The sequence below is a fragment of the Pseudomonas sp. PDM28 genome, from assembly GCF_019219115.1.
Taxonomy (GTDB): Bacteria; Pseudomonadota; Gammaproteobacteria; order Pseudomonadales; family Pseudomonadaceae; genus Aquipseudomonas; species Aquipseudomonas laurylsulfatiphila.
The window spans coordinates 579,558-602,326 of sequence record NZ_JAHUWG010000004.1; the positions used below are offsets into that span (position 1 = coordinate 579,558).

20 protein-coding genes are annotated in these 22,769 nt (G+C 61.3%); 14 read left to right on the top strand and 6 right to left on the bottom strand.

What is annotated here, in order from left to right; translation table 11 throughout:
* Window positions 1-32 precede the first annotated feature (32 nt).
* On the bottom strand, window positions 33-1,979 hold the full coding sequence (locus KW841_RS11935) for a methyl-accepting chemotaxis protein (RefSeq protein ID WP_218476151.1): 1,947 nt from the start codon (window positions 1,977-1,979) through the stop codon (window positions 33-35).
* A 52-nt stretch (window positions 1,980-2,031) separates the two neighbouring features.
* The gene (gcbA, locus tag KW841_RS11940; protein ID WP_007971357.1) at window positions 2,032-3,702 is read right to left on the bottom strand and encodes a diguanylate cyclase GcbA; all 1,671 of its coding nucleotides are present in this window, start codon (window positions 3,700-3,702) and stop codon (window positions 2,032-2,034) included.
* 485 nt (window positions 3,703-4,187) lie between these two features.
* Between gcbA and KW841_RS11945 the strand changes: the two genes are divergently transcribed.
* From KW841_RS11945 to KW841_RS11970, 6 genes are all read left to right on the top strand, one after another.
* Entirely contained in the window at window positions 4,188-5,255 is a 1,068-nt protein-coding gene (locus KW841_RS11945; protein ID WP_007971356.1) for a DUF2333 family protein, read from the top strand.
* Window positions 5,256-5,258: 3 nt separating this feature from the next.
* Window positions 5,259-5,816 (top strand): NUDIX hydrolase, encoded by a 558-nt coding sequence (locus KW841_RS11950; protein ID WP_218476153.1) that lies wholly within the window; start codon window positions 5,259-5,261, stop codon window positions 5,814-5,816.
* A 332-nt stretch (window positions 5,817-6,148) separates the two neighbouring features.
* Window positions 6,149-6,520: a translation initiation factor Sui1 gene (locus KW841_RS11955; RefSeq protein ID WP_218476156.1), complete on the top strand. Its 372-nt coding sequence runs from the start codon at window positions 6,149-6,151 to the stop codon at window positions 6,518-6,520.
* A 219-nt stretch (window positions 6,521-6,739) separates the two neighbouring features.
* A complete protein-coding gene (gene speA, locus KW841_RS11960) occupies window positions 6,740-8,653 on the top strand; it encodes an arginine decarboxylase (RefSeq protein WP_007971353.1) in 1,914 nt (637 codons plus the stop codon).
* Between the two features lie 232 nt (window positions 8,654-8,885).
* Entirely contained in the window at window positions 8,886-10,205 is a 1,320-nt protein-coding gene (locus KW841_RS11965) for a type VI secretion system Vgr family protein (protein ID WP_218476158.1), read from the top strand.
* A complete protein-coding gene (locus KW841_RS11970; protein WP_218476160.1) occupies window positions 10,202-11,002 on the top strand; it encodes a DUF4123 domain-containing protein in 801 nt (266 codons plus the stop codon). Before KW841_RS11965 ends, KW841_RS11970 begins: the two co-directional genes overlap by 4 nt.
* 11 nt (window positions 11,003-11,013) lie before the next feature.
* Here the strand turns inward: KW841_RS11970 and KW841_RS11975 are convergent, their stop codons facing one another.
* A complete protein-coding gene (locus KW841_RS11975; protein WP_218476162.1) occupies window positions 11,014-12,363 on the bottom strand; it encodes an MATE family efflux transporter in 1,350 nt (449 codons plus the stop codon).
* A 161-nt stretch (window positions 12,364-12,524) separates the two neighbouring features.
* Window positions 12,525-12,818, bottom strand: a complete 294-nt coding sequence (locus KW841_RS11980) for a hypothetical protein (RefSeq protein WP_007971346.1) — start codon at window positions 12,816-12,818, stop codon at window positions 12,525-12,527.
* 259 nt (window positions 12,819-13,077) lie between these two features.
* Between KW841_RS11980 and KW841_RS11985 the strand changes: the two genes are divergently transcribed.
* The 5 genes from KW841_RS11985 (at window position 13,078) to KW841_RS12005 (ending at window position 17,578) form a co-directional block, all read left to right on the top strand.
* Window positions 13,078-13,380: a MazG-like family protein gene (locus KW841_RS11985; RefSeq protein ID WP_218476165.1), complete on the top strand. Its 303-nt coding sequence runs from the start codon at window positions 13,078-13,080 to the stop codon at window positions 13,378-13,380.
* On the top strand, window positions 13,380-14,129 hold the full coding sequence (locus KW841_RS11990; RefSeq protein ID WP_007971340.1) for a methyltransferase domain-containing protein: 750 nt from the start codon (window positions 13,380-13,382) through the stop codon (window positions 14,127-14,129). The genes KW841_RS11985 and KW841_RS11990 overlap by 1 nt, the downstream gene beginning before the upstream one ends.
* Before the next feature lie 12 nt (window positions 14,130-14,141).
* Window positions 14,142-14,750 (top strand): DUF4136 domain-containing protein, encoded by a 609-nt coding sequence (locus KW841_RS11995; protein WP_218476167.1) that lies wholly within the window; start codon window positions 14,142-14,144, stop codon window positions 14,748-14,750.
* A gap of 37 nt (window positions 14,751-14,787) precedes the next feature.
* The gene (locus KW841_RS12000; RefSeq protein WP_007971335.1) at window positions 14,788-15,351 is read left to right on the top strand and encodes a DUF4136 domain-containing protein; all 564 of its coding nucleotides are present in this window, start codon (window positions 14,788-14,790) and stop codon (window positions 15,349-15,351) included.
* Between the two features lie 244 nt (window positions 15,352-15,595).
* Window positions 15,596-17,578 (top strand): pilus assembly protein TadG-related protein, encoded by a 1,983-nt coding sequence (locus tag KW841_RS12005; RefSeq protein ID WP_218476170.1) that lies wholly within the window; start codon window positions 15,596-15,598, stop codon window positions 17,576-17,578.
* Here KW841_RS12005 and KW841_RS12010 read toward each other — a convergent pair.
* Window positions 17,575-20,316, bottom strand: coding sequence for a PAS domain-containing sensor histidine kinase (locus KW841_RS12010; protein WP_218476173.1), 2,742 nt, complete (start codon window positions 20,314-20,316; stop codon window positions 17,575-17,577). The two genes, KW841_RS12005 and KW841_RS12010, sit on opposite strands and share 4 nt — an antisense overlap.
* Window positions 20,313-20,753: a TadE/TadG family type IV pilus assembly protein gene (locus KW841_RS12015; protein WP_116582433.1), complete on the bottom strand. Its 441-nt coding sequence runs from the start codon at window positions 20,751-20,753 to the stop codon at window positions 20,313-20,315. Before KW841_RS12015 ends, KW841_RS12010 begins: the two co-directional genes overlap by 4 nt.
* 75 nt (window positions 20,754-20,828) lie before the next feature.
* On the opposite strand from KW841_RS12015, the gene KW841_RS12020 reads away from it, so the two are divergent.
* From KW841_RS12020 to KW841_RS12030, 3 genes are all read left to right on the top strand, one after another.
* Window positions 20,829-21,299, top strand: a complete 471-nt coding sequence (locus tag KW841_RS12020; RefSeq protein WP_218476175.1) for a prepilin peptidase — start codon at window positions 20,829-20,831, stop codon at window positions 21,297-21,299.
* Between the two features lie 114 nt (window positions 21,300-21,413).
* A complete protein-coding gene (locus KW841_RS12025) occupies window positions 21,414-22,196 on the top strand; it encodes a response regulator transcription factor (RefSeq protein ID WP_218476177.1) in 783 nt (260 codons plus the stop codon).
* Between the two features lie 351 nt (window positions 22,197-22,547).
* On the top strand, window positions 22,548-22,769 hold a 222-nt coding region (locus tag KW841_RS12030; RefSeq protein ID WP_218476180.1), incomplete at its 3' end, for a hypothetical protein.

Sequence of the window (22,769 nt, forward strand, 5' to 3'; positions counted from 1 at the left end):
GTGGGAGCGGGCTTGCTCGCGAAGGCGGTCTGTCAGACGCGGAAGGCTTGAACGGCGGTGTGCAATCGCCCACCCAGCACCAGCAGGTTTTCCCCTTGCTCACGCCCTTCGCCAATGCGCAGCAAGTTATCCCCACCCAACTGATGAATCCGCTCGCTGTGATCACGAATCTCGCTGACCGCGCCGCTTTGCTGGGCGGTGACATCGGCGATGCGCACCGCCGTGTCGGAAATGGTCTGGATCGCCCCGACGATTTTATCCAGCGCGCCATCGGCGGCCTGGGCCTGGCTGGCCGTGGCTTCGGCGTGTTCGACCTGGGCACGCATGCCTTCCACCGACTGCCGCGCGGCAGTTTGCAGCCCGGCGATCAGCGTCTGGATTTCTGCCGTGGCCCCGGCGGTCCGTTGCGCCAGTGAGCGCACCTCTTCCGCCACTACGGCAAAGCCGCGGCCCATTTCCCCGGCCCGGGCCGCCTCGATGGCAGCGTTCAAGGCCAGCAGGTTGGTCTGGTCGGCGATCGAGCGGATCACCGTCAACACGACGCCGATGGTGGCCGACTCCTCGGCCAGGTGTTCGATCATTTGCGCATTGCCTTGCACTTCATCCACCAGCGCATGCAGGCCGGTGAGGCTCAGGCCGATGACTTTCTGTCCGTGCTCCACGGCCAGGCCGGCGTGGCGGCTGGCGTCGGCAGCCTGGCTGGCATCGCCGGCGACTTGCTGGATGGTCGCTTCCAGTTCGCTGAGAGAGTCGCGGATCAGTGCCGTGTCGCCGGCCTGATGTTGCGCACCGTCATGCAAATCGTTGCTCAGGTCGGCCAGGGTGCGGCTGCTGCCGGCCACTTGCTCGGCATTGAGGCGAATGGTCCCCACCAGGTCCGCCAGATATGCGCGCAAGCGGTTGAGCGAGGCTTCAATGTCATGCAATTCGCGGTTGGTGTTGCCCAGTTGAATGTCGCGGCTGAAGTCGCCTTCGGCCCAGGTCGACAGGGCCGGGGCGAGATTGGTCAGGGTCCGGGCCAGTTTGCGCTGCAGGGTGTCGATCAGCAGCGCGATCAACAGGATCAAGCCGATCATCACGCCTTGCATCAGCCGCACTTCACCCTGAATCTGCCCGTGCTGGGCGCGTACCACCGGCTCCAGCCCGGCAATGGCCTGTTGCACGTCGGCGATTTTCAGGTGAGTCGCGGTGCTCAGGTCAGCGCGTTTGCCGATTTGATCGCGGGTGCGCGCGAGCTCGGCCGGGTAGCGGGTGAGCAGGCTGTTGAGTTCACGCTTGAGGCCGACGCCGGCATCTTCGGCGACGGTTTTTTCCTGATTCTCAAGGCCCATCATCGCGGCGAAATCATCGGTGTTCGATTCGCTGCTGGAGGTCACCCCCAGCAAGGGCAGGGCATCGAGTTTTTCTGCCTGGGTGCGGATGTTGGTCACTTCACGTTCGACGTCGGCGGCCAGTTCGCTGCGGCCGCTACTGACCAGTTTGTCCCGCGCCAGGGACAACTTGCCCAGGTGCTGCGATGCGCTGAGCAGCGGTGTCAGATAGGCGGCATTGCCGCTGGCGTACTGGCTGAGCTGATCGAGACTGGCTCCCAGTTCCCGTTCGGCCTGCAGCAGCAGTGCTTGCGGATCGCCGGCCAGTTTGCCGGCTGCCAGCAGGTCGGTCTTGCTGAACTCTTCAAGGGTCGACAGGCTCGGGCGCAAGGTCTCGGCCAAGGCGGGTGGCAATTCGCCGAGTTGTTTTTGCAGGCTGTCGATGCCTTGGGCGGCACTGCTCAGGCGCAGCGCATCGCCGCTGCCAAGGTAATCCTCGACGCTGCGGGCGACTTCATTCTGAAACTGCTGCGACAGGCCCAGGTAGCGCTCCATTAATAGATACGGACGCTCAAGGGCTTTTTGCGACCACCACAGCGTGGCGCCGAGGGCCACGCACACGGCCACCAAAAGGAGGGTATTGAGATTGGTCAGCAGCTTCAGGCGCATTAAGGACTACCAACGGCAGAAATGGTAAGCGCCTGAAGTTATTGCGTTTCTGTTACAGGGTTATGACTGTATCGGTCGATTCCGATGAAAAAGTGGCACTTTGCTTTGATGTGCGAGCGGTCTGTACGCGATTGCGTCCGCCGCCCTTGGCACGGTACAGCGCCTCGTCTGCCAGGCTGGCCATCATCAGGCTGTCGGAGCTTTCGCAGAACTCCACCACCCCGGCACTGAAGGTGCACCACAGGTCCTGGGGTTGGGCGGGGTAGTGAATCTCGGCAAAACGCTGACGGATTTCATCGAGCACGTTGTAGGCCGCTTCGATATCGGTGTCCGGCATGACGATGGCGAACTCTTCGCCACCGTAGCGGCCGATGAAGTCGGTTTTGCGCAGGCGTTGCTTGAGAAACAGCGCCAGGCTCTTGATCACCCGGTCGCCCATGGGGTGGCCGTGGCTGTCGTTGACCCGTTTGAAGTGGTCGATGTCGAGCATGGCAAAGCTCAGCGGCTTGTTCTCGCGGCGGGCGCGGAACGAGCAGTCTTCGAGCAATTGCAGGATGTGCGTGTGGTTGTACAGGCCGGTGAGGCTGTCGCGGACCATCCGTGCCTTGAGGTTGCGCGCCCTTGCTGCACGGTTGCGCACGGTGGTGATCAGGTGCCGGGGCTTGATCGGTTTGGTCAGGAAGTCATCGCCGCCCTCGCTCATGGCGTCGAGTTGCTTGTCCAGGTCGTCTTCGGCCGACAGGTAAATGATTGGCACGCTGACATAACGGTCGTTGTGACGGATCACCTTGGCCAGTTCCGTACCGGTGCAGGCCGGCATGTACATGTCGAGGATGATCAGGTCCGGCTGGAAGTCCGCCAGTTCGGCCATGGCCTGGATCGGCTCGATCAATGTTCGGGTGACGATCCCGGCACTGTTGAGCAGGCGCTCGGTGTGCAGGGCCTGGGCGCGGGAGTCGTCGATGATCAACACTTTATAAGGTTCGTACTGGGCGACGCAGGTCAGGACTTCGATTTTCTCCAGCAGGCTCGACGCTTCGAGGGTGCCGGTGAGGAACTCCTGGCCTCCGGCACGCACGGCGGCGAGGCGGGTCGGTGTGTCGGTTTCGTGCAGGCTGAAGAACAGCAGCGGCAAACGATGGTCAAGGCCTTCCTGGGCTTCGGCGGCCAGCTTCAGGCCGACACCGGGGCCGCTGAAGTCCACGTCCATCACAATCGCCGCCGGCAGGCGCTCGACCATCGACGAGCGAAACGCGTCTACGCTGTCCAGGGACTGGGCGCTGAGCCCGAAGAATTCCAGTTGTTTGGCCAGGCGCTCGGCGCGATCGTGATCCTGCAGCATCACATAAATGGGCTTGCGCAGTGGCGGCAGGAAGGTTTGATCGAGTTGGTCGCCATGGCGCAGGCCGGTGCGTGACAGGCGCTGCATCAAGCGGTTGAGGTCGGTGATCAGACCGCTGCTCAGGCGTCCGCGGTTGGCGTCGACCGCCTCCAGGGATTGACCGATATGACGCGCCAGTTGCGTGTGTTCCGGTTGCTCGAAGCGCTCGGCGAAACGCAGCAGGCGCAGATTGGCCTCGCTGAGTTCCGACAGGTCGGCGGTGGACCACTCGCTGCGTTGCAGGCGCTGCCATATCTCAAGAATCTGACGAGCCTGATGAATTACCCGCTGGGCAAAGTGGTGCTTGAGGCGCTCGCGGCTCGGGTCTTCTGGCTCGGTCATATCCTGACTACTAGTTAGGGTGCACACTGAGGTCGACTGGTGGCCCTATGCTAGCATCACTTTCCCATTACATGAGTGCTGTACGTCAATAATCTGCAATGCGACCTCATTCAGTTTGTGACCGGGTAGTCTGGTTCGGCCCTTTAAAGTCGCGGTGTGCAGGGGCGAAGTGCTTTATTCAGGGCACTTGGTGGACGCGGGTCGGCAATTGGCGCGTGACTGATAGTTGGCCATTCATGATCTTTGGCCCGTGCTGATCTGGCTGTTTTTTTGGCTTCAGGGGATCAGGGATTCCCTTAGAGAGGGCAATGCAAACCCTCAGGGGGATTTCGACGGCCGCCGCGTCGTCGCGTGGGTAGAAACACTTTTCATCCACAAGCCCGGTAATTTCCCCCCATTGATGCAATGGCGGGTGCCGGGCCAAGGCACGTTGTTGTATGGTTGTGGTCGAATCGTTGAACTCAAGAGATTGAAAGGATACCGCCATGCTGGACTGGAAGAACCGCACAGGCAGTGCGCCTGAACGTACCGCTGAACCGAAGTCGGAGGCCCGCAGTTACCTGGGTGGTCTGTTGTTCAGCCGGGCGCTGGCCACTCTGCTGGGCATCTACCTGTTGGTGGCGTGTGTCCTGGGCTGGTACTGGAGCCAGGAGCCGGCGCTCTTCCCGGTCCAGCAAACCGCACAACTGGCGGCCGAGAAAGAAGGCAAGCAGATGGTCGTCGGCTACACCACGGTGGAAACCCTCAAGACCGTCGCCGGCACCTTGCTGACCAAGCCGGGCGGCTATATATCCAACGACCGTTTCCCGCCAGGCCTGTGGATGGACAACATGCCGAGCTGGGAATATGGCGTGCTGGTGCAGGTCCGCGACCTGAGCCGGGCGTTGCGCAAAGACTTCGCCCGTTCGCAGTCGCAGTCCGCCGAAGACGCCGACCTGGCCAAGGCCGAGCCGCGTTTCAACTTCGACAACAAGAGCTGGGTGCTGCCGTCCAGTGAGTCCGAGTACCAGGAAGGCATCAACTCCCTGAGTCGCTATCAGGCGCGCCTGTCCGATCCGAACCAGAAAAGCGCGCTGTTCTATGCCCGTGCCGACAACCTGAACAACTGGCTGGGTGATGTCGGTACCCGCCTGGGTTCGCTGTCGCAACGGCTGTCGGCCAGTGTGGGTCGGGTCAAGCTCAATACCGCATTGAAAACCGAAGTCGTGGCACCGGGCCAAGTGCCGCAGGTCGACGAGGAAATCGTCGAGACGCCGTGGATGCAAATCGACAACGTGTTCTACGAAGCCCGCGGCCAGGCTTGGGCGCTGTCGCACCTGTTGCGCGCCATCGAAGTCGACTTCGCCGATGTGCTGGCCAAGAAAAACGCCACGGTCAGCGTGCGCCAGATCATTCGTGAGCTGGAGGCCTCGCAGGAGCCGGTATGGAGCCCGATGATCCTTAACGGCAGTGGCTTCGGCGTACTGGCCAACCACTCTCTGGTCATGGCCAACTACATTTCCCGGGCCAACGCGGCGGTGATCGATTTGCGTCAACTGCTCAATCAGGGCTGAGTCATGGTCGATAACGCAAGGGAAGCCGCACACCGTGCGGCTTCCGATGCCGAACAGATCGCCTGGGTCGACGAGCAGGACAACCTGCTGGGCGCTCTGGTCCGTTCCGATTTGCGCGAGCGTGGGCTGATCGGGCGCGGTACCTACATCATGTTGTTCAATTCCGCAGGCGAGTTGTGCGTGCATCGCCGTACCCTGAGCAAGGCGATCTATCCCGGTTACTGGGACGTGGCAGCGGGGGGCATGGTGCTCGCCACTGAGACCTACGCCGAATCGGCGGCCCGGGAACTGGAAGAAGAACTGGGCGTGAGTGGCGTGGAGCTGACCGCCCATGACCATTTCTTCTTCGAGGACACGGGCAATCGCCTGTGGTGCTCGGCGTTTTCGGCGGTGTGGGACGGCCCGTTGACCCTGCAACCGGAAGAGGTGCTCGAAGCACGCTTTATCCCCATCGATCAGGTCATGCTGGAGATCGAGCAAAAGCCTTACTGCCCGGACTCTCTGGCGGCGTTGAAGCGCTATCTGAAGGCTCAACAAAGCAACGTCGCAAAACAACTATAAATTGGCGCCGATTGGCTCTTAGCAATCGGCGTTTTTGCCGTTACACTGCGCGACCTTTTCAAACTGTAACGGTATCGCTGTAACTGTAGGAGCGAGCTTGCTCGCGATGGACGTCAACGATAACGCGGGCACCCAGAATGAACGCGTCGTCCTTGAGTTCATCGCGAGCAAGCTCGCTCCTATAGAGAAGACGCGTTTTGTCCGATGGACGTTAGCGTGTTTCGAAAAAGCTCTGCCGTTTCAGTAGCGCTGCCCCTGCCTGAGTGGGGCTTCGCGGTCGATAGCCTTCCCAAGTGCTGCGACCAGTCTTTGTCCTCCGAAGAGGATTGCCGGTGGCCAAAAAAGCCGCATCCTTCGCCGCCCTGGGCGGCCTGGTATTTTCCACCGACGCAGGTCGTCATTGCCCGGAATGCAGTAAACCGGTGGACGCCTGCATCTGCAAACAGACCGTTCTCCCGGCCGGCGACGGCATTGCGCGCGTGCGTCGCGAAAGCAAGGGCCGTGGCGGCAAGACGGTGACCACCATCACCGGCGTGCCGTTGGCTGAAGAGGCGCTCAAGGAACTCGCCACGACGTTGAAGAAGCGTTGCGGTACCGGTGGGGCGTTGAAAGACGGTGTCATCGAAATCCAGGGCGATCATGTCGAGCTACTCTTGGCAGAACTGATCAAGCTCGGTTTCAAGGCAAAGAAGTCCGGCGGCTAGCAGCCTCTGTGAAAACCACCCTCGGCTTGATCCGGTCCTGATGGCATTCAGGTCTGGCGCCGTCCACATGGTTTTCACAGAGCCTGTTCATGACCGGTTTCTAAACTCACTGCGGTCGGCGGGGTCTATTGCCTCGTTGACGAACCGTCATTTTCAATCTTTAGACTGCGCCGGCCTGAACCCAGGCGACGCACTATGACTTCTTTATAGGGGACTTCGATGTCCGTACGACGCACACGCAAAGACGATGGCAGCCAATGGACAGTTGCGGACAGCCGCAGTGTTTACGGGATTCGCCATTGGGGGGCCGGGTATTTCGCGATCAATGACGCCGGTCGCGTCGAAGTTCGTCCGAACGGTCCGAGCAGTTCGCCTATCGACCTGTTCGAGCAAGTCGACCAGCTGCGCAAAAGCGGCCTGTCCTTGCCGTTGCTGGTCCGTTTCCCGGACATTCTGCAAGACCGCGTGCGTCAGCTGACGGGCGCGTTCGATGCCAACATCGAGCGTCTGGAATACCAGAGCAAGTACACCGCGCTGTATCCGATCAAGGTGAACCAGCAGGAAGCGGTGATCGAAAACATCATCGCCACCCAGAACGTTTCCATCGGTCTGGAAGCCGGGTCCAAGCCCGAACTGCTGGCGGTGCTGGCACTGGCGCCGAAGGGCGGCACCATCGTCTGCAACGGTTACAAGGACCGTGAGTTCATCCGCCTGGCGCTGATGGGCCAGAAGCTCGGCCACAACGTGTTCATCGTGATCGAGAAAGAATCCGAAGTCGGCCTGGTGATCGAAGAAGCGACCTCGCTCAAGGTCAAGCCTCAGGTCGGCCTGCGCGTGCGCCTATCGTCCCTGGCGTCGAGCAAGTGGGCAGACACCGGCGGCGAGAAATCCAAGTTCGGCCTGTCGGCGGCGCAACTGCTGTCGGTGGTCGAGCGTTTCCGCGCGGCCGGCCTGGACCAGGGCATTCGCCTGCTGCACTTCCACATGGGCTCGCAGATCGCCAACCTGGCGGACTACCAGCACGGCTTCAAGGAAGCGATCCGTTACTACGGCGAGTTGCGCAACCTCGGCCTGCCGGTGGACCACATCGATGTCGGTGGCGGCCTGGGCGTGGACTACGACGGCACGCACTCGCGTAACGCCAGTTCGATCAACTACGACATGGACGATTACGCCGGCGTCGTGGTCGGGATGCTCAAGGAGTTCTGCGATGCGCAGAGCCTGCCGCACCCGAACATCTTCTCTGAAAGCGGCCGCTCCCTGACCGCGCACCACGCCATGCTGGTGATTCAGGTGACCGACGTCGAGAAGCACAACGACGACGTGCCGCAGATCGAGAACAAGGAAGCACTGCCGGAAACCGTGCAGTGGCTGGTGGACCTGCTCGGCCCGACCGATATCGAGATGGTCACCGAAACCTACTGGCGCGCCACGCACTACATGAGTGACGTTGCCTCCCAGTACGCCGACGGCAAGCTGACCCTGGCCGAGAAAGCCCTGGCCGAGCAATGCTACTTCGCGGTATGCCGTCGCCTGCACAACTCGCTGAAGGCGCGCCAGCGTTCCCACCGTCAGGTGCTGGACGAACTCAACGACAAACTGGCCGACAAGTACATCTGCAACTTCTCGGTGTTCCAGAGCCTGCCGGACACCTGGGCCATCGACCAGGTCCTGCCGATCATCCCGCTGCACCGCCTCGACGAAGAGCCGCTGCGTCGTGCGGTGCTGCAAGACCTGACCTGTGACTCCGACGGTAAGATCAACCAGTACGTCGACGAGCAGAGCATCGAAACCAGTTTGCCGGTGCACGCGCTGAACGAAGGTGAAGACTACTTGCTGGGTGTGTTCCTGGTCGGTGCCTACCAGGAAATTCTTGGCGACATGCACAACCTGTTCGGTGACACCGACTCGGTGAACATCTACCAGAACGCCGACGGCAGCGTGTACCACGCCGGTATCGAAACCCACGACACCATCGAAGACATGCTGCGTTACGTACACTTGTCGCCGGAGGAGTTGATGACTCACTACCGCGACAAGTGCGCCAGTGCCCGTATCAGTGCAACCGAGCGCACACAGTTCCTCGATGCCTTGCGTCTGGGGCTGACCCGTTCGTCTTACCTGTCTTCCTGAGGTAAGCACCACGCTCATCAGGTTGTCTGAAAATTTTCCTTTTGCCTCGGAAATTTCAGATGACCTGGTGCGGCAATTCTCCTATTCCACGGGAAACTCCCTGCCTTTTCGACTACCCAACGCATTTGGTCTTCTTTTCGCGTAGGTTATTTCCTAATTTGTATTTCGGCACTCTACTCGGCCATGTCTCTCAGCGAGAATCCCCGGCCGCCCCTCCCGTAGAGAAACGCCGATGTTCAACCCAGTCAGCGAACCGCCATTTCGTCTGGATGTTGCAGGTTTGCCCGACTCCCTTGAGGTCCTGGCCTTTACCGGTAGAGAAGCCATCAGCGAGCCGTTCGTGTTCGACCTGGAGCTGCTGATCGATGACCCGGTGCTTGACCTTGCCAGTTTGCTGTACCGCCCGGCCTCCTTGCATTTCGGGCCAGCCGGAAACCATGTGCATGGGCAATTGCATGAACTCGTCCAGCGTGATCATGCCTCGGGGCCCCGACTCTGCCAGGTGCGCCTGGGGCCAGGGCTGGCTTGTCTGGCCCAGCGCTTCAGCCAACGAATTTTCAGCGCCCGTTCGGTGCCGCAAATCCTCGATCAGGTGCTCAAGGAGCACGGCATTACTGGTAACGATCGACGCCTGGCGCTGAGCGGCGACCACCCGCCCCGGGATTTCTGTACGCAATATCGAGAGTCGGACCTGCAATTTGTCCAGCGACTCTGCGCCCAGGAAGGATTGCATTACCACTTCGAAAACCGGGTCGGGGGGCACTGCGTGGTGTTCAGCGACGATCAGCAACATTTTCGAACCGCAGAGCCTGCGGTTTTGCGCTGCGAGGGCGATCAGCCGGGAGTGCGGCAACTCGAACGCCAGCGTAGCGCTGCGACAAAGGCGCAATGTGTCGAATGCCGGACAGACCTGGCGACTTTGCGCAGCGGTCGGGTGATGCCGCTGTCCGGTCATCCGGTTGCCGAATGCAATCGGCTCTGGCTAGTGACCCACGTTGAACATTGGGGCAGCCAGGATACGGCGACGCCTTACCACAACCAGGCCCGTGCCCTGCAATGGCCGACCCGCTTCGACCCACCCAGTGCGACGAGCAAACCACAGATGCACAGCCTGCAGCGGGCGTGGGTCGTGGAGGTCGATGAGCAAACCCCCGATCCGGCAAGACCGGTCCCGGTGCAATTCGACTGGCTCTATCAGGGCGAAGGGGCTGCGCCCAGTCACTGTTGGCTGCCATTGGCCGGGCCGTTGCAGGCCGAGACGTACTCGCCATTGCGCGAAGGAACCGAGTTGGTCGTGAGTTTCATCGAAGGTGATCCCGACCAGCCGCAGATAACCGGAGTGCTGCATGCGCCGGCAACGATCGAGGAGACGAGCGCGGACACCGCCCAAGCCATTTGCACCCCTGATGAGGGCCTGGAGCAATGGTTGCACTCGGCAGAGCCGCTGCTGATGCTGTGCCTGCTGCCCGGCGGCGGCAGTTTCAATCATTGCGCACAGGCGTTGTGCACCTGTCGTCTGGCGACGCAGCTTGGCCAGAGCGCTGGAGCATGATCGTCACGCGCACGCCCGAGGTGCCCCCGCAGTGGTTGTTGCTGGATGTGCCGGGCACGCCGCAGGCGGGTGTCATGCTTCGGCAGATGTTTGCACAAGCCCGGTGGTCCGGGTTGTTCGAAGGTACGGAGTGGCATGCGCTGCGTGAGCAGGGGCCGCTCCTGGTCGATCTGCGCAGCTGCCCGGCACTGGCCGATCTGTGCATCGTCGACGGCCAACGCTGGCCCGGATTGCTGATGGTCAGCGAGGCCGGCGTTGAGTCGTTGCTGGCGCATTTACGGCGCATGCTCACGGTGACGCTTGGCTTGCACCGGGCCCTTTTGAACTACTACAACCCGATCACGGCCAGCTATTTTTTCGATGCCTGCGATGCCGCTGAACTGAGTCGCTGGCTAGGGCCGATCCAGCATTTGCGTTGGTTCGGCGGCAGTTGGGCCGATCGCGCAACGGGATGTGAGGGGTGGCAGCGCTTGTCCAACCCCGGGTTGGCGGTCAGCCCTTTGGCCGTCGAGGAGAGCCTCAGTGCCGGGCAACAGGGAAAACTGCAAACCTGCCTGCTCGAACAACATGCCTGGCGCTGGAACCGATCCAGCGGTGCCGACTTCTCCCGCCTGTGGGCCCATGTGCAGGAAGGGCTGGCGCTGGGTTTCAGCGAGCGCCCGGTGCTTGATGGCTGGATATGGCTACGTTTGCAGTACCCCGACGCCGTGCCCGTGCAGCCATTGCCGGGCAGGACGCAGCAGGAGCGCCTCGATAGCCTGCGCCACCTGTGGCAGAACGACCGCCCCTGGCCATGAGCTCGATCCGCTCAGTGAGTGCTGCCGGTAAACCAGCCATCGTGACGGCGCAGGCGCCAGGCGATCACGCCGAGCGTCAGGCTGCGCAGCAGCATGAACAACAAAAAGGTTATCCACAGGCCATGGTTGCCCCAGCCTTGCAGTGCCCAGCCGAAAGGCAACACCAGCACCACGGTCAGCACCATGCCGTTGCGCATTTCCCTGGCGCGGGTGGCGCCGATGAAAAGGCCGTCGAGCAGGTAGCTCCAGACGGCAATCAGCGGCAGTACGGCGAGGTAGGGCAGGTAGATGAACGCGGTGTCGCGCACACTTTGAATGTCGGTCTGCATCTCGATGAACAAATGCCCGGCTAACAGAAACAGCGCGGCAAAGCCCAGGCTCGCCAGCAACGACCAGCCGCCCGCCACCACCAATGAACGACGCAGGGCATCGCGGTCGCGGGCACCGAGGGCATGCCCGCACAGCGCTTCCACGGCGTGGGCCAGGCCATCGAGGGCGTGGGCGGTCAGCAGCAAACCGTTGAGCAGCAGGGCATTGGCCGCGACCGTGGCGTCGCCCAGCCGCGTGCCCTGCACCGTGATCAGGAAAAACACCGATTGCAGCGCCAGGCTGCGGATGAAGATGTCGCGGTTGACCGCCAGCAATGGCCGCCAACTGTGCCACAGCGCCAATGCCGCCCAGACGATATGCCCGGGATAGGCGCGCAGCGCCTTGCGGGTCATCAGCAAGCCGATCAGCGCCCCTGTCCATTCGGCAATCACCGAGGCCCGGGCCGCACCGACCACGCCCCATTCGAGACCGAGGACGAACCACAGGTTCAGGGCGATATTGATCAGGTTGGTACTCAGCAAAATCGCCAGCGGCGCCCGGGCATTCTGGGTGCCGAGAAACCAGCCGACCAGTGCATAACTGGCCAGCGCCGCGGGCAGCCCGAACAGGCGGGTGTGGAAAAACTCGCGGGTCAGCTGATCGAGCTCCGCCGACGGTTGCATGAAGTGCAGCGCCACTGTGCTCAATGGCACGCCCACTGCACCCAGGACCAGGGCCAGGCCGAAGGCGAGCAACAGGCCTTGCAACAGAATCTGCCGCAAGGCCGCACCATCCCCGCGCCCGGCCGCCTGGGCGGCGAACCCGGTGGAACCCATGCGCAGAAAACCCATGGCCCAGGCAAGGAAGGTATACAGACTGGCCCCGACCGCGACGGCGCCAAGTTGATGGGCGTGGGGCAGGTGACCGATGACGGTGCTGTCGACCAGAGCCACCAGCGGTACGGAAATGTTCGAAAGAATCATCGGCGCGGCGAGTGCCCAGACCCGGCGATGGGTAGGGCGGTCGCGCCAGTCGGCGGTCAGGTTGGACATGCAGGCTCCTTGGGAGAGCGGGCATTGTAGCGGCACATTTGAAATCTTCCGCGATCCAATGTGGGAGCGGGCTTGCTCGCGAATGCGGTCGTCCAGTCAATAATGATTCGACTGACACTCCGTCTTCGCGAGCAAGCCCGCTCCCACAGTGTCCGGTGGGGTCAGTGGATGATCCAGCTGAGCAACCAAAGCCCCAGCATCAACCAGATGATCCCCATGATGAAGGACGCATTGAGAAAGGCGCGGATCGCCGTCCACAGCAGAATCAGCCCGAGAATCAAGGTCACGATGCTGACGACCGAAGTCTCCATGCCCAGCGCCTGGGACAAGCCTTCGACAAAATTGCTGCTGGCGTTGCTCAACAGATTGAACAGCCCACTGAGGCCATCAACGATGAAACGGATGATCGAGCCGAGTACCTGGCCGAGCCATTCGGAAAAACCTTCTACCTGCATGGAGTGAACGTCCTGATTAAAGAGAATTGAGCCTTGGGCTGTCGATCATGCTGCCGAGTTCCCACAAGCATAGAGGGTTGCACCGCAACTGTGGGAGCGGGCTTGCTCGCGAAGGCGGCGGCACATCCAGCATTGATGTGTCTGATCCAGTGCTTTCGCGATCAGGCTCGCTCCCACAAAAAACAAACGGGGCACTGAGCCGTTGTCACTTGCCTTCACCTGTGATCCCCCCGAAGCTATACGCCTTCAGGAGAGCCCGATGAACCTTGTTGAACTGACCGAACGCCTGCACGCCATCCGTGACCGCAATGACTGGCGGCAATTTCACAGCCCGAAAAACCTCGTCATGGCCGCGAGCGTGGAAATGTCCGAACTGGTGGAGATTTTCCAGTGGCTGACCGAAGACCAGTCACGCCAGTTGCCGGCGGACAAACTCGCCCATGCCGGGCAGGAAGTCGGTGACATCGTGCTTTATCTGTTGCTGTTGTGCAGCGAGCTGGGCCTGGACATGGAGGCTGTGGTGCGCAGCAAACTGGCGGACAGCGAGCGGAGGTTCAGCTGATGAGCGACCGTCATTTCGATCAACTGGCGACCCGTTTCGCCGAAAAAATCTACGGCGGTGCCAAAGGTGCGATCCGTCTGGCGGTGTTGCAGGCCGATCTGGCCGAAACCTTGCCCGACCGCCCGCTGCGCGTGCTGGACATCGGCGCGGGCCTTGGCCACATGTCGTTGTGGCTGGCCCAGCGTGGCCATCAGGTGACCCTCGCCGAACCTGCCGAACCGATGCTGGAAGGCGCCCGCCAACGCTTCGCCGACGCCGGACAGAGCGCCACCTTCATTCAAGCACCCTGGCAGGAGCTGCTCGGGCAGCTCACCGAACCCTACGACCTGGTGTTGTGCCACGCCGTGCTGGAATGGCTGGCCGAACCCCACGCCATCCTGCCGGTGTTGCATCAACTGACCAAGGCCGATGGTTGGCTGTCCCTGGCGTTCTACAACCGCGACGCGCTGATTTATCGCAACTTGCTCAAGGGCCATTTCCGCAAGATGCGCAAGAACGACATGGCCGGTGAAAAACAGAGCCTGACCCCGCAGCAGCCCCTTGATCCGCGCGAACTGGCGGCGCAACTTGAAGGTCTGTGGCGGGTCGAAACCCAGAGTGGCGTGCGGGTTTTTCACGATTACATGCCGGTGGAATTCCAGGCCCGCGCCGAGCTGGTGGACCTGTTGGAAATGGAACTGGCCCACCGCCGTCATCCAGCCTATGCAGGGCTTGGGCGTTACTTGCACTGGATCTGTCGGCCTGTCTGATCGGAGCACGCAATGAAAAGTCATTCAGGTGTACTGCTGTTCTGCCTGGGGCTGGCGGCCTGTCAGGGCAGCAATCCTTATGTCGCCACATCCAACCCTTTGCCTCCGGCGCCACCGCAGGCCGCCAAGACCTTCGACCGCAGCGCTTACCCGGCAGCACCCCGTGACTATGGGCGCTACCGCAGTTGGGCCTGGCTCGACGGGCACCTGCCACCGGGCACGGCCTGGGCGGATTCGGCGCAGGTTGCCGAAGCGGTCAGCAATGCGCTGGATCAGCGGGGTTTGCGTCCGCTGCATGACAATCGCCCGGCCGACCTGTTTGTCAGCGCCGACCTGCGCCTGGAAACCCGCTTGCGTCAGGTTCAGGACGACTATTACGGCGGCGGTTATGGCGGCTACAACGGCTACGGCCCTGGATATGGCGCATACGCCACCGTGCCGATCATCCGGACCTATCAGGAACAGGTCGTGGTGGTTCAGGTGGATATGTATGACGCCAAAAGCGGTCAGCCGATATGGAGCTCCAGCGCTGAAACCGGCAACCGGGGCAGCGAAAGCGAGCGCGCCGATGCCATACGGGAGGCTGTGGAAAAGGCGATGTCGGCGTATCCTCCCAGTTAGCTTCTGTAGATAAGAAGCATTTCGCAGGAGAACCATCATGTTCCGCCGTTTCATTCTACTGGCCATGGTCGCGCTGCTCAGTGCCTGCGCCGCCAACCAGGTCAATCATGATTTTGACGCCAGCCGCGATTTTGCTGCCTATCGCAGCTGGGCGTGGAAAGAACCCGCCGTGCAATATCGTCCCGATGATCCACGGATCAAGAGCGACCTGACCGACCAGCGCATCCGTCAGGCGGTTGCCGATCAACTGGACCAGCGCGGTCTGCGCCCGGCCGCCGCGGGTGCCAAGGGCGACTTGAATGTGCAGACCTACCTGATTGTCGAAGAGCGGCAACAGCAGGTGACCACCAACTACGGCGGCGGGTGGGGGTACCCGTGGTATGGCTACTATGGCGCGCCCATGTACAACGAAACCCGTAATGTCAGCTACAAGGTAGCGACCATCCAGATCGACCTGCTCGACGGCAAGGACGGCAAACTGGTGTGGCGCGGCAGTGACGAACAGATACTGAGCCGCACACCGAACCCGTCGGATCGTCGTGATGCCATCCTGGAAACAGTCACGCGGATATTGGCCAACTATCCACCGCACTCAAGCTGATCCACTCAATACCAACAATCATCCCTGTGGGAGCGGCGGTGCGGCGATCCGACTTGCTCGCGAAGGCATTCTGTCAGGCAAATCTGTAGTTGGATGTACCGCCCCCTTCGCGAGCAAGCCCGCTCCCACAGGGTTTTTTTGTTGCCTGGGCTGGCGAGTTGCCAGCAGTCTTGGCCACCCTTGTCTACACTGCTTTTCACCAACGGAGGTCGCGCCCGGCAGTGCGCCGGCAAAGGAGTGCGCCATGTCTCCCCGCATGCAGTTTCGCGGCCCGGTCCGGCAACGGGGGGCGATCGGCTTGATGGCCGCTTTGACCCTGACCTTGGCTTTGGCATTCATGTTGTTGGTGGTCGATACCGGCAGGCTGTACCTGGAAAAACGCAGTTTGCAGCGCGTGGCTGACATGGCTGCCCTTGAGGCGGCCACAAGGGGGGGAGACTGTTCCGCCGGATCAACCGCGAACACCTATGCCACGGCCAGCGCGCAACGAAATGGTTTCGCCATTCCCTCCACTGGACGCGCACTGGCGGTGGCGTGTGGTGCGCTGACCCTGGATGCCATCAACCTTCGGGTATTCAGTGCAGACCCAAGCAAAAGCGAGGCTATCCGGGTTATCGCCAGCCATGTCGTGCAACAGAGCATTGCCGGTGGCATCGGCGCCTTGGCCGGCGGTGCACCGGCGGGCTCGACGCTGACGCTGAGCGCTACGGCGGTCGCTGCGCTGCCACCCCCCGTGGCGTCATTGACGATCCGCAGTGCGACCCTGACCTTCGATACCAGCAAGGCGGCCATTACCAGTCTGCTGTTCGGGGGATTGCTGGGCGGCAATGTCAGTATCAGTGCGGCGGGCTGGAACGGCTTGGTCAACACCGACATCAGCCTGCTCAGCTACCTCAATCGGTTGAAAGTTGACCTCGGCCTGATCGCTGGCGGCTACGACCAGGTGCTCGGTAGTACGGTCAATGTCAGCCAGTTGATCCAGACCGCCATCAACGTACTGGACCCCAACGGCACACTTGGAGCCTCCGCAACCATTGTCAGCCTGCAAGCGTTGAAGGTGGCAGCGGGTACGACGTCCGTTGTGCTGGGTAATATGTTGCATGTTGAAAGTGGCACCGACATCTCGACTCTTGCCGTGAATCTCAAAGCCTTTGATCTGATCGAAGGGTTTGTGCAACTGGCCAACAAGAAAAATGCCTTGGTCGCGACTTTGCCGATCAACCTCGCGGGCCTGGCACAGATCACTGCACGGGTGCAGGTGATGGAGCCGCCGCAACTGTCGGCCATCGGCAATCCGAAAAACGCGGCATTGGCCCCTTTGGGACCCAACCGCATCTATGTACGCACGGCCCAGGTCAAGACATTGCTGTCGATCAACCTGCCCGTGCTGGATGCCATCACGCCTCTGGTCAACGCCGTCATCGATCTCGCTGCGCCCTTGGCCAACACGTTGAACGCTTTGTTTGATCTGGACCTGGTGGGTGTCGTCAACTCATTGACCTGCGCGTTGCTCGTGCCGTGCGATACGCCGGACATCAAGCTCTTGCCACCTCCGATACGCATCGATGTGGCGCTGGAGGCAGCCGGGGCCTGGAGTTATGTCACGGCTTACAGTTGTGTGAGTGCGACGAACAAAAGCCTGACGACCACCACCACCACCACACTGATCGGCTTGAAGATCGGGCAGATCAACCCTGCCGATGTGTTTGGCTCGCCCACTGTTCCACCCAGCAACAACGTCAATCCCTTGAAGGTCATCGATATCGGCGTGAAGACCTGCCAGCGGCTGCTGATCTTGCCGCCAACCTGTTACAACCATCAGCCTGGCGTTGGCGGTAGCGTCGATATCATGGTCAACACCGCGGTTGCCCAGAATGCCAACATGCCTCACGTCTATTCCGCGCCGGCGGCCACCAACCTGCCGGAGATCAATCAGCCACCGTTTTACTACGCCTACACCACGACCAACATCGTCAACAGCCTGAGCACCACCGTAAGTGACCTTGGTGTGAACATGTACGGGCCGTCGGGCAGTATCGTCGGTGGCCTGGGCAGTATTTTGAATGAGGTGACGACTGCGTTGGTCAATGCGATCAATACGGTACTCAGTCCGTTACTGGATACGCTGATCAATACGTTGCTGGCGAGCCTGGGGATTGACCTGAACAAAGTCGAGGTGGGTGCCAACCTCAGTTGTCACTCGGGGCGAGCGGCGCTGGTGATCTAGTCCGGTGTCACAATCGGCAATTCAATGCAGAAACGCGCACCCTCGGTGGCGTTTTGCACGCTCAGTTTTCCGCCCATGTTCTCGACGATGCCATAGCTCACCGAGAGCCCCAGACCGGTGCCGACACCCACCGGTTTTGTGGTGAAAAACGGCTCGAAAATCCGCTCCAGCAAACGCGGGTCGATACCGCCGCCGTTGTCCTCGACCCACAGGCGTACCGCGTGTGTATCCCGCTCGGCGTACACCGAAATCCACGGCTTGAAATCGGGGTTGGCCTCGCGCTTGCCGAGCAATGCATCCCGGGCGTTGACCATCAGGTTGATCAGCACCTGCTCAAGCTGATCGACGTAGCCGCGCACCAGCACTTCAAAACCGGTCTCGCTGATGCGCAGGTCGACACCTTTGCCGCGCATCCCTTCGGACAACAGCGCCAGCGTGCCTTCGATGGCCTGGGTCGGGTTGAACGGTTGCTGCTCGATTTCCGAGCGACGGCCGAACACCCGCATGTGGTCCACCACCCGCGCGGCGCGTTGCACCTGGCTGTCGATGCGTGTGAGCTTGTCGATCAGGTAATCGACCTGCACGTCGCCGTTGTTGAGGCGCTTGAGGACATTGACGATGGCCATGCGCATCACGTTCAACGGCTGGTTGATCTCATGGGCCAGGCCGGTGGCCATTTCACCGAGGGTAGCCATTTTCGCGCTTTGTGTGAGCTGCTGCTGCGAGCGTCGTACCTCGGTGTTGTCGCGCCCCACGGCCTGGACCTCGAGCAAACGGCCCTGTTCGTCGAACACCCCGCGATCGGACCAGACCCACCAGGCGTGTTCGCGCCCGGGCAGTTGCAGGTTGATCTCGGCGGTGCTCACCGGAAACTCCGGGCTCAACTGGTTCAGCCGCCGGGTGAATGCCTCGCGCTGTTCCCCGGACATCCAGTTGCCCAGATTCACCCCCGGCAATTGCTCGGGCGCCATTTCCAGATAGGTGGCCAGCGGGCGGTTGCCGAAGGTCAGGGTCAGGTCCGGCTGGTAGCGGCAGATCATCGCCGGCGAGTCTTCGACCAGAATTCGGTAGCGCTCCTCACTCTGCCTGACTTGCTCGGTCGCCAGGGTCGCTTCGGTGACGTCCAGCCACAGGCCCACGGCTTCCACCGGCAAGCCGAGGTCGTCGCGCAACAGCTTCGCCTCATCGAGCAGCCAATGATAGTCACCGTGACTGTCGCGCAACCGATAGCGGGCGCGCACCGAGCCTTCACGCAGCAACAGCCGCGTGCGCTCGAAATACTGCAGACGGTCGTCGGGGTGCACCCGCTCCACCAGCGTTCCGGGTGCGCAGTCGGCCAGGGTCCAGCCGAGCAACGGGAACAGGCTGTCGCTGAAGAACACCGGTTGCAGAGCGCCTTCGTCATAACGCTGTACATAAATCACCGCCGGTGAACTGGCGATCAGATTGTCCAGGCGTGCATGGGCGGCGGCAGCGCTCTGTTGCTGATTCTTGATGTCGCTGATGTCGTGCATGAAGCCCACCAGCCGACGGTTTTTGCCCACGCCCAGCGCCTGGCCTTGCAGGCGATACCAGACGGGTTCGAGTGCATCGTCGGGACGATACAGGCGCACGCACAACAGCAGCGGCATGCCCGACACCTGCAAGTCCTGCAGGCGGATGCGCAGCTCTTCACGGTCGGCGGGATACACCTGGTTGAGCCAGTCCTGTACGGATAAACGCGATGTTCCAAGGTTCAGGGTCGTCACCAGCGAAGGTGCCAACTGCACCTCTTCGCTGTCGCTGAAAATTTCCCACCAGCCTGTGCCCAGCATCGCTTGCAGCGATTCCAGGCGTTCCAGTTGCAGGTGATGCCGGTGCTCGCGCAGGCGTTCGAGCAAGGGGCTGGCGAGCGCGGCGGTGATTTGCAGCCAGTCGCGTTCGGTGACATCGGGGGCACGTTGTTGTGGCGTGTAGAAACCGCACAGCAACCAGGCGACCACCCCTTGCGCATCGTGGTAGGGCACGGCGAAACCATCGGTATTGCCGAACGTGCCTTGCAGGCGCGGGTGTTCGCGCGGGGTCAGGTACTGGGGTGTCGAGCCGCTCAAACTGTCCAGCCCCGTGCCCAGGCGTTGGTCGTTTTGCCATAGCTGCGGTGCATCGAAAGCCGTGTAGTGCTGGTGAATCTGCCAACCCTGTTCCTGCTCATCGAGCAAGGCCAGGGCAATGCAGGGGATCTGAAAGCGCTGGGCCAGGCTTTGCAGTTGTTCGTCCAGCATCTCGGGCAGGCGTGTCAGGCTGCACAGGCGCAACTGTTCGGCGATTTGCAGCGCCAGCACCTGGCATTGCTCGCGGTTGCGCGATTGCCGGCGCTCGAGCAACAAGTCGCCGATGTCGAGCATCTGCAACAACCAGGCATCGGCCAAGGGTTGCACCCAGCCGCGCAAATGCAGGGGCGGACCATTGAGACTGTAGAAGTCCAGGTCCAGGGTTTGTCCCTGCCATTGCGCCGGCGCGCCTTCGATGATGAGGCCGCTGTGGGGCAACAGGAAGTCGAGCAGGTGCGGTGCCTGTGCGCCTGGGGTTTGCTGGGCCAGCAAGTGGCGCAGCGGACCGCTCAATTGAATGACACGCCCATCGGCATTGAGCTGCATCTGCAATCCGAAGCTGTGCACCTGCAGTGCCTCCGGCGGCTCCGGTGGGGGCGGCGGGTGGCGATGCAGCAGGCGCCCGAACAGTTTGTCCCCGGCACTCAAAATTGCAGGCTCGCACTGGCCGTGAGGGTGGCCGGCAGATTGGGTACCCGACCGATGCCGGGCAGGTTCAGGAACGGGATGACGGCGCTGATTTTATTGGTGGGGTAACTGATGCGGACTGTCAGCAGCCCGCCCACATAAGTGATGTTGGCGTCGGTGGCGACATTGAAGTTCAGGGCCGGCGCAATCCAGGCCGTTTGCGTGGTCAGCTCCGTCGTGGCGCGGGCGATCAGCGCGGCGCTGTAGCCGGGGGTAGCCGGGTCAAGCGCTACGCTGCGGCGCACGGCTTCGGCGGTCGACTGGTTGAATGATTGCATCAACAGCAGCGGCAGGCTGTAGCTGACGATGCCGTAGAACACGCCAAAAAAAATGATGAACACCAGGCCGAACTCAATCGCGGCGGCACCTTTTTGTTTGTGGGGGAGGCTGGCTTTCATGAGTGCGTCTACCCTGACCAACACTGAGTCATGTCAGCATAGAATCATTCAGCCAAAACGGACGTTTTTTACCGAATGCAGAGCTTTGTCCTATTGATCTGGCTGGCGCTTTGCGCCACACAGGATGCCCGGCAACGGCACATCGCCAATGGCCTGACCCTGGGCGCCGGCGCCCTGGCCCTGGCGTGGTTGCTGTGGAGCGGCACGACCTGGCTGGGGGCCGAGGCGCAACAGGGCGGCTGGGCTTTTTTGTTGGCCGTGGGCTTCACGCTACCGGGTTACGCCATGAAGCGAATGGGCGGCGGGGACGTGAAACTCATGGCCGCCCTGGGTCTTGCGACGGACGGTATGCACGTGCTCGGCACGTTTATTGGCGCTGGATTGGCCAGTGTTTTCTGGCTGCTGCTGGCGCCAAGAGTCTGGCTCCATATGAGTCAAGGGCTTAGAACCCATCTTTTTTATATGGCGCCTGAAATGTCAAAGAGGCAGCCATTTGCACCCTTTGTGCTGGCGGGGCTGATACTGACATTGGCCTGGCTCCACTAGTCGGTCCTGACATGTACAGAGCCGGGAAGTACGTCTACTTTTCAGACAGAAGTTGTACAGCCGCTGGCTGTCGGTGGGGGACAGGTCAACCTTTGACCTGACAGGGAGTTGCTCGTGAGCAAGTATATTTCGGCAGTAAAAGTCCTTGTGGTCGACGATGCGCCATTGATCGTTGAAGAGCTTTGCGAATTTCTGGAGGGCAAAGGTTACCGCTGTGTTCCCTGTGAATCGGGCTATCAGGCGATCAAGCGTTTCAGCGAAGACCTCGATATCGGCCTGGTGTTGCTGGACTTTCACATGCCCGGCATGGACGGCATCGAGCTGATGCAGGAGCTGCAACGATTGTCGGGCAAGCACCGGGCGTTCGAGGCGATCATGCTCACCGGGTGTGCCGACAAGCAGGACGTGATCAAGGCCCTGCGCGCTGGCGTGTCTGACTATTACCAGAAACCGATCGATCTGAATGAGTTGTTCGAAGGTTTGCAGCGCCAGGAAGTGGCCTTGCAGGAAAGGCACAAGAACCTGCAGTTGGGGCATTTGAACCAGAAGCTGCAGTATTTGTCCGAGTCGATCGATGATCTGTACCAGGACCTGGACAAGGTTCGGCGCGGGCCGCAGGCGGCGGACACGGGTGGTCGGGGTGTCGCTGATTCTGATGCGGTGGAGGTTCCGGCGATTTTCAACCAGCTGTCTCCGCGGCAACTGGAAGTGGCGCGGTTGGTGGGCAAGGGGCAGACCAATTATCAGATTGCCTGTGAGTTGGGGATTACCGAGAACACGGTGAAGTTGTATGTGTCGCAGGTTTTGCGGTTGACGCATATGCATAATCGGACGCAGTTGGCGTTGGCTTTGTCGCCCAATGGTTCCGGGGGGCGGCAGCGGGTTTCGGCGCACTGAGTTTTTTTGGTTTGTGTACATATCCATTGCTTCGGTAACGGCGGCTTATGGTTTCGCCCTTACGGCGAGTCACTTTTGGCAAACGCCCCAAAAGTAACCAAAAGGTCTCGCCCCTTACGTACGGCCCCTCGCTTAGGCTCGGGGTTCCTTCGCTCCGGTATTCATCCGGGGGCATTGCCCTCCGGTCGGCTTCGCTTCGACCTACATGCAATGAGTTCGACTGCGTCGAACGGCGCTGCGCGCCTGTCCCCGGATGAACACCTCCGCTCAGCCTTCCGAGGGGGCGGGTGGATCAAGATCAAAAGCTGCAGGCGAGCTAACGCTCGGCCTGATGAGTGGTGAAGAGCGTTTGTGTACGCCGACCTGCCTTTGCTCTTCTGTGGGAGCGAGCCTGCTCGCGAAGGCGGCCTGCCGGCCGACCTGAATCTGGCGGATGTACCTCGACCCTGTGGGAGCGAGCCTGCTCGCGAAGGCGGCCTGCCGGCCGACCTGAATCTGGCGGATGTACCTCGACCCTGTGGGAGCGAGCCTGCTCGCGAAGGCGGCCTGCCGGCCGACCTGAATCTGGCGGAT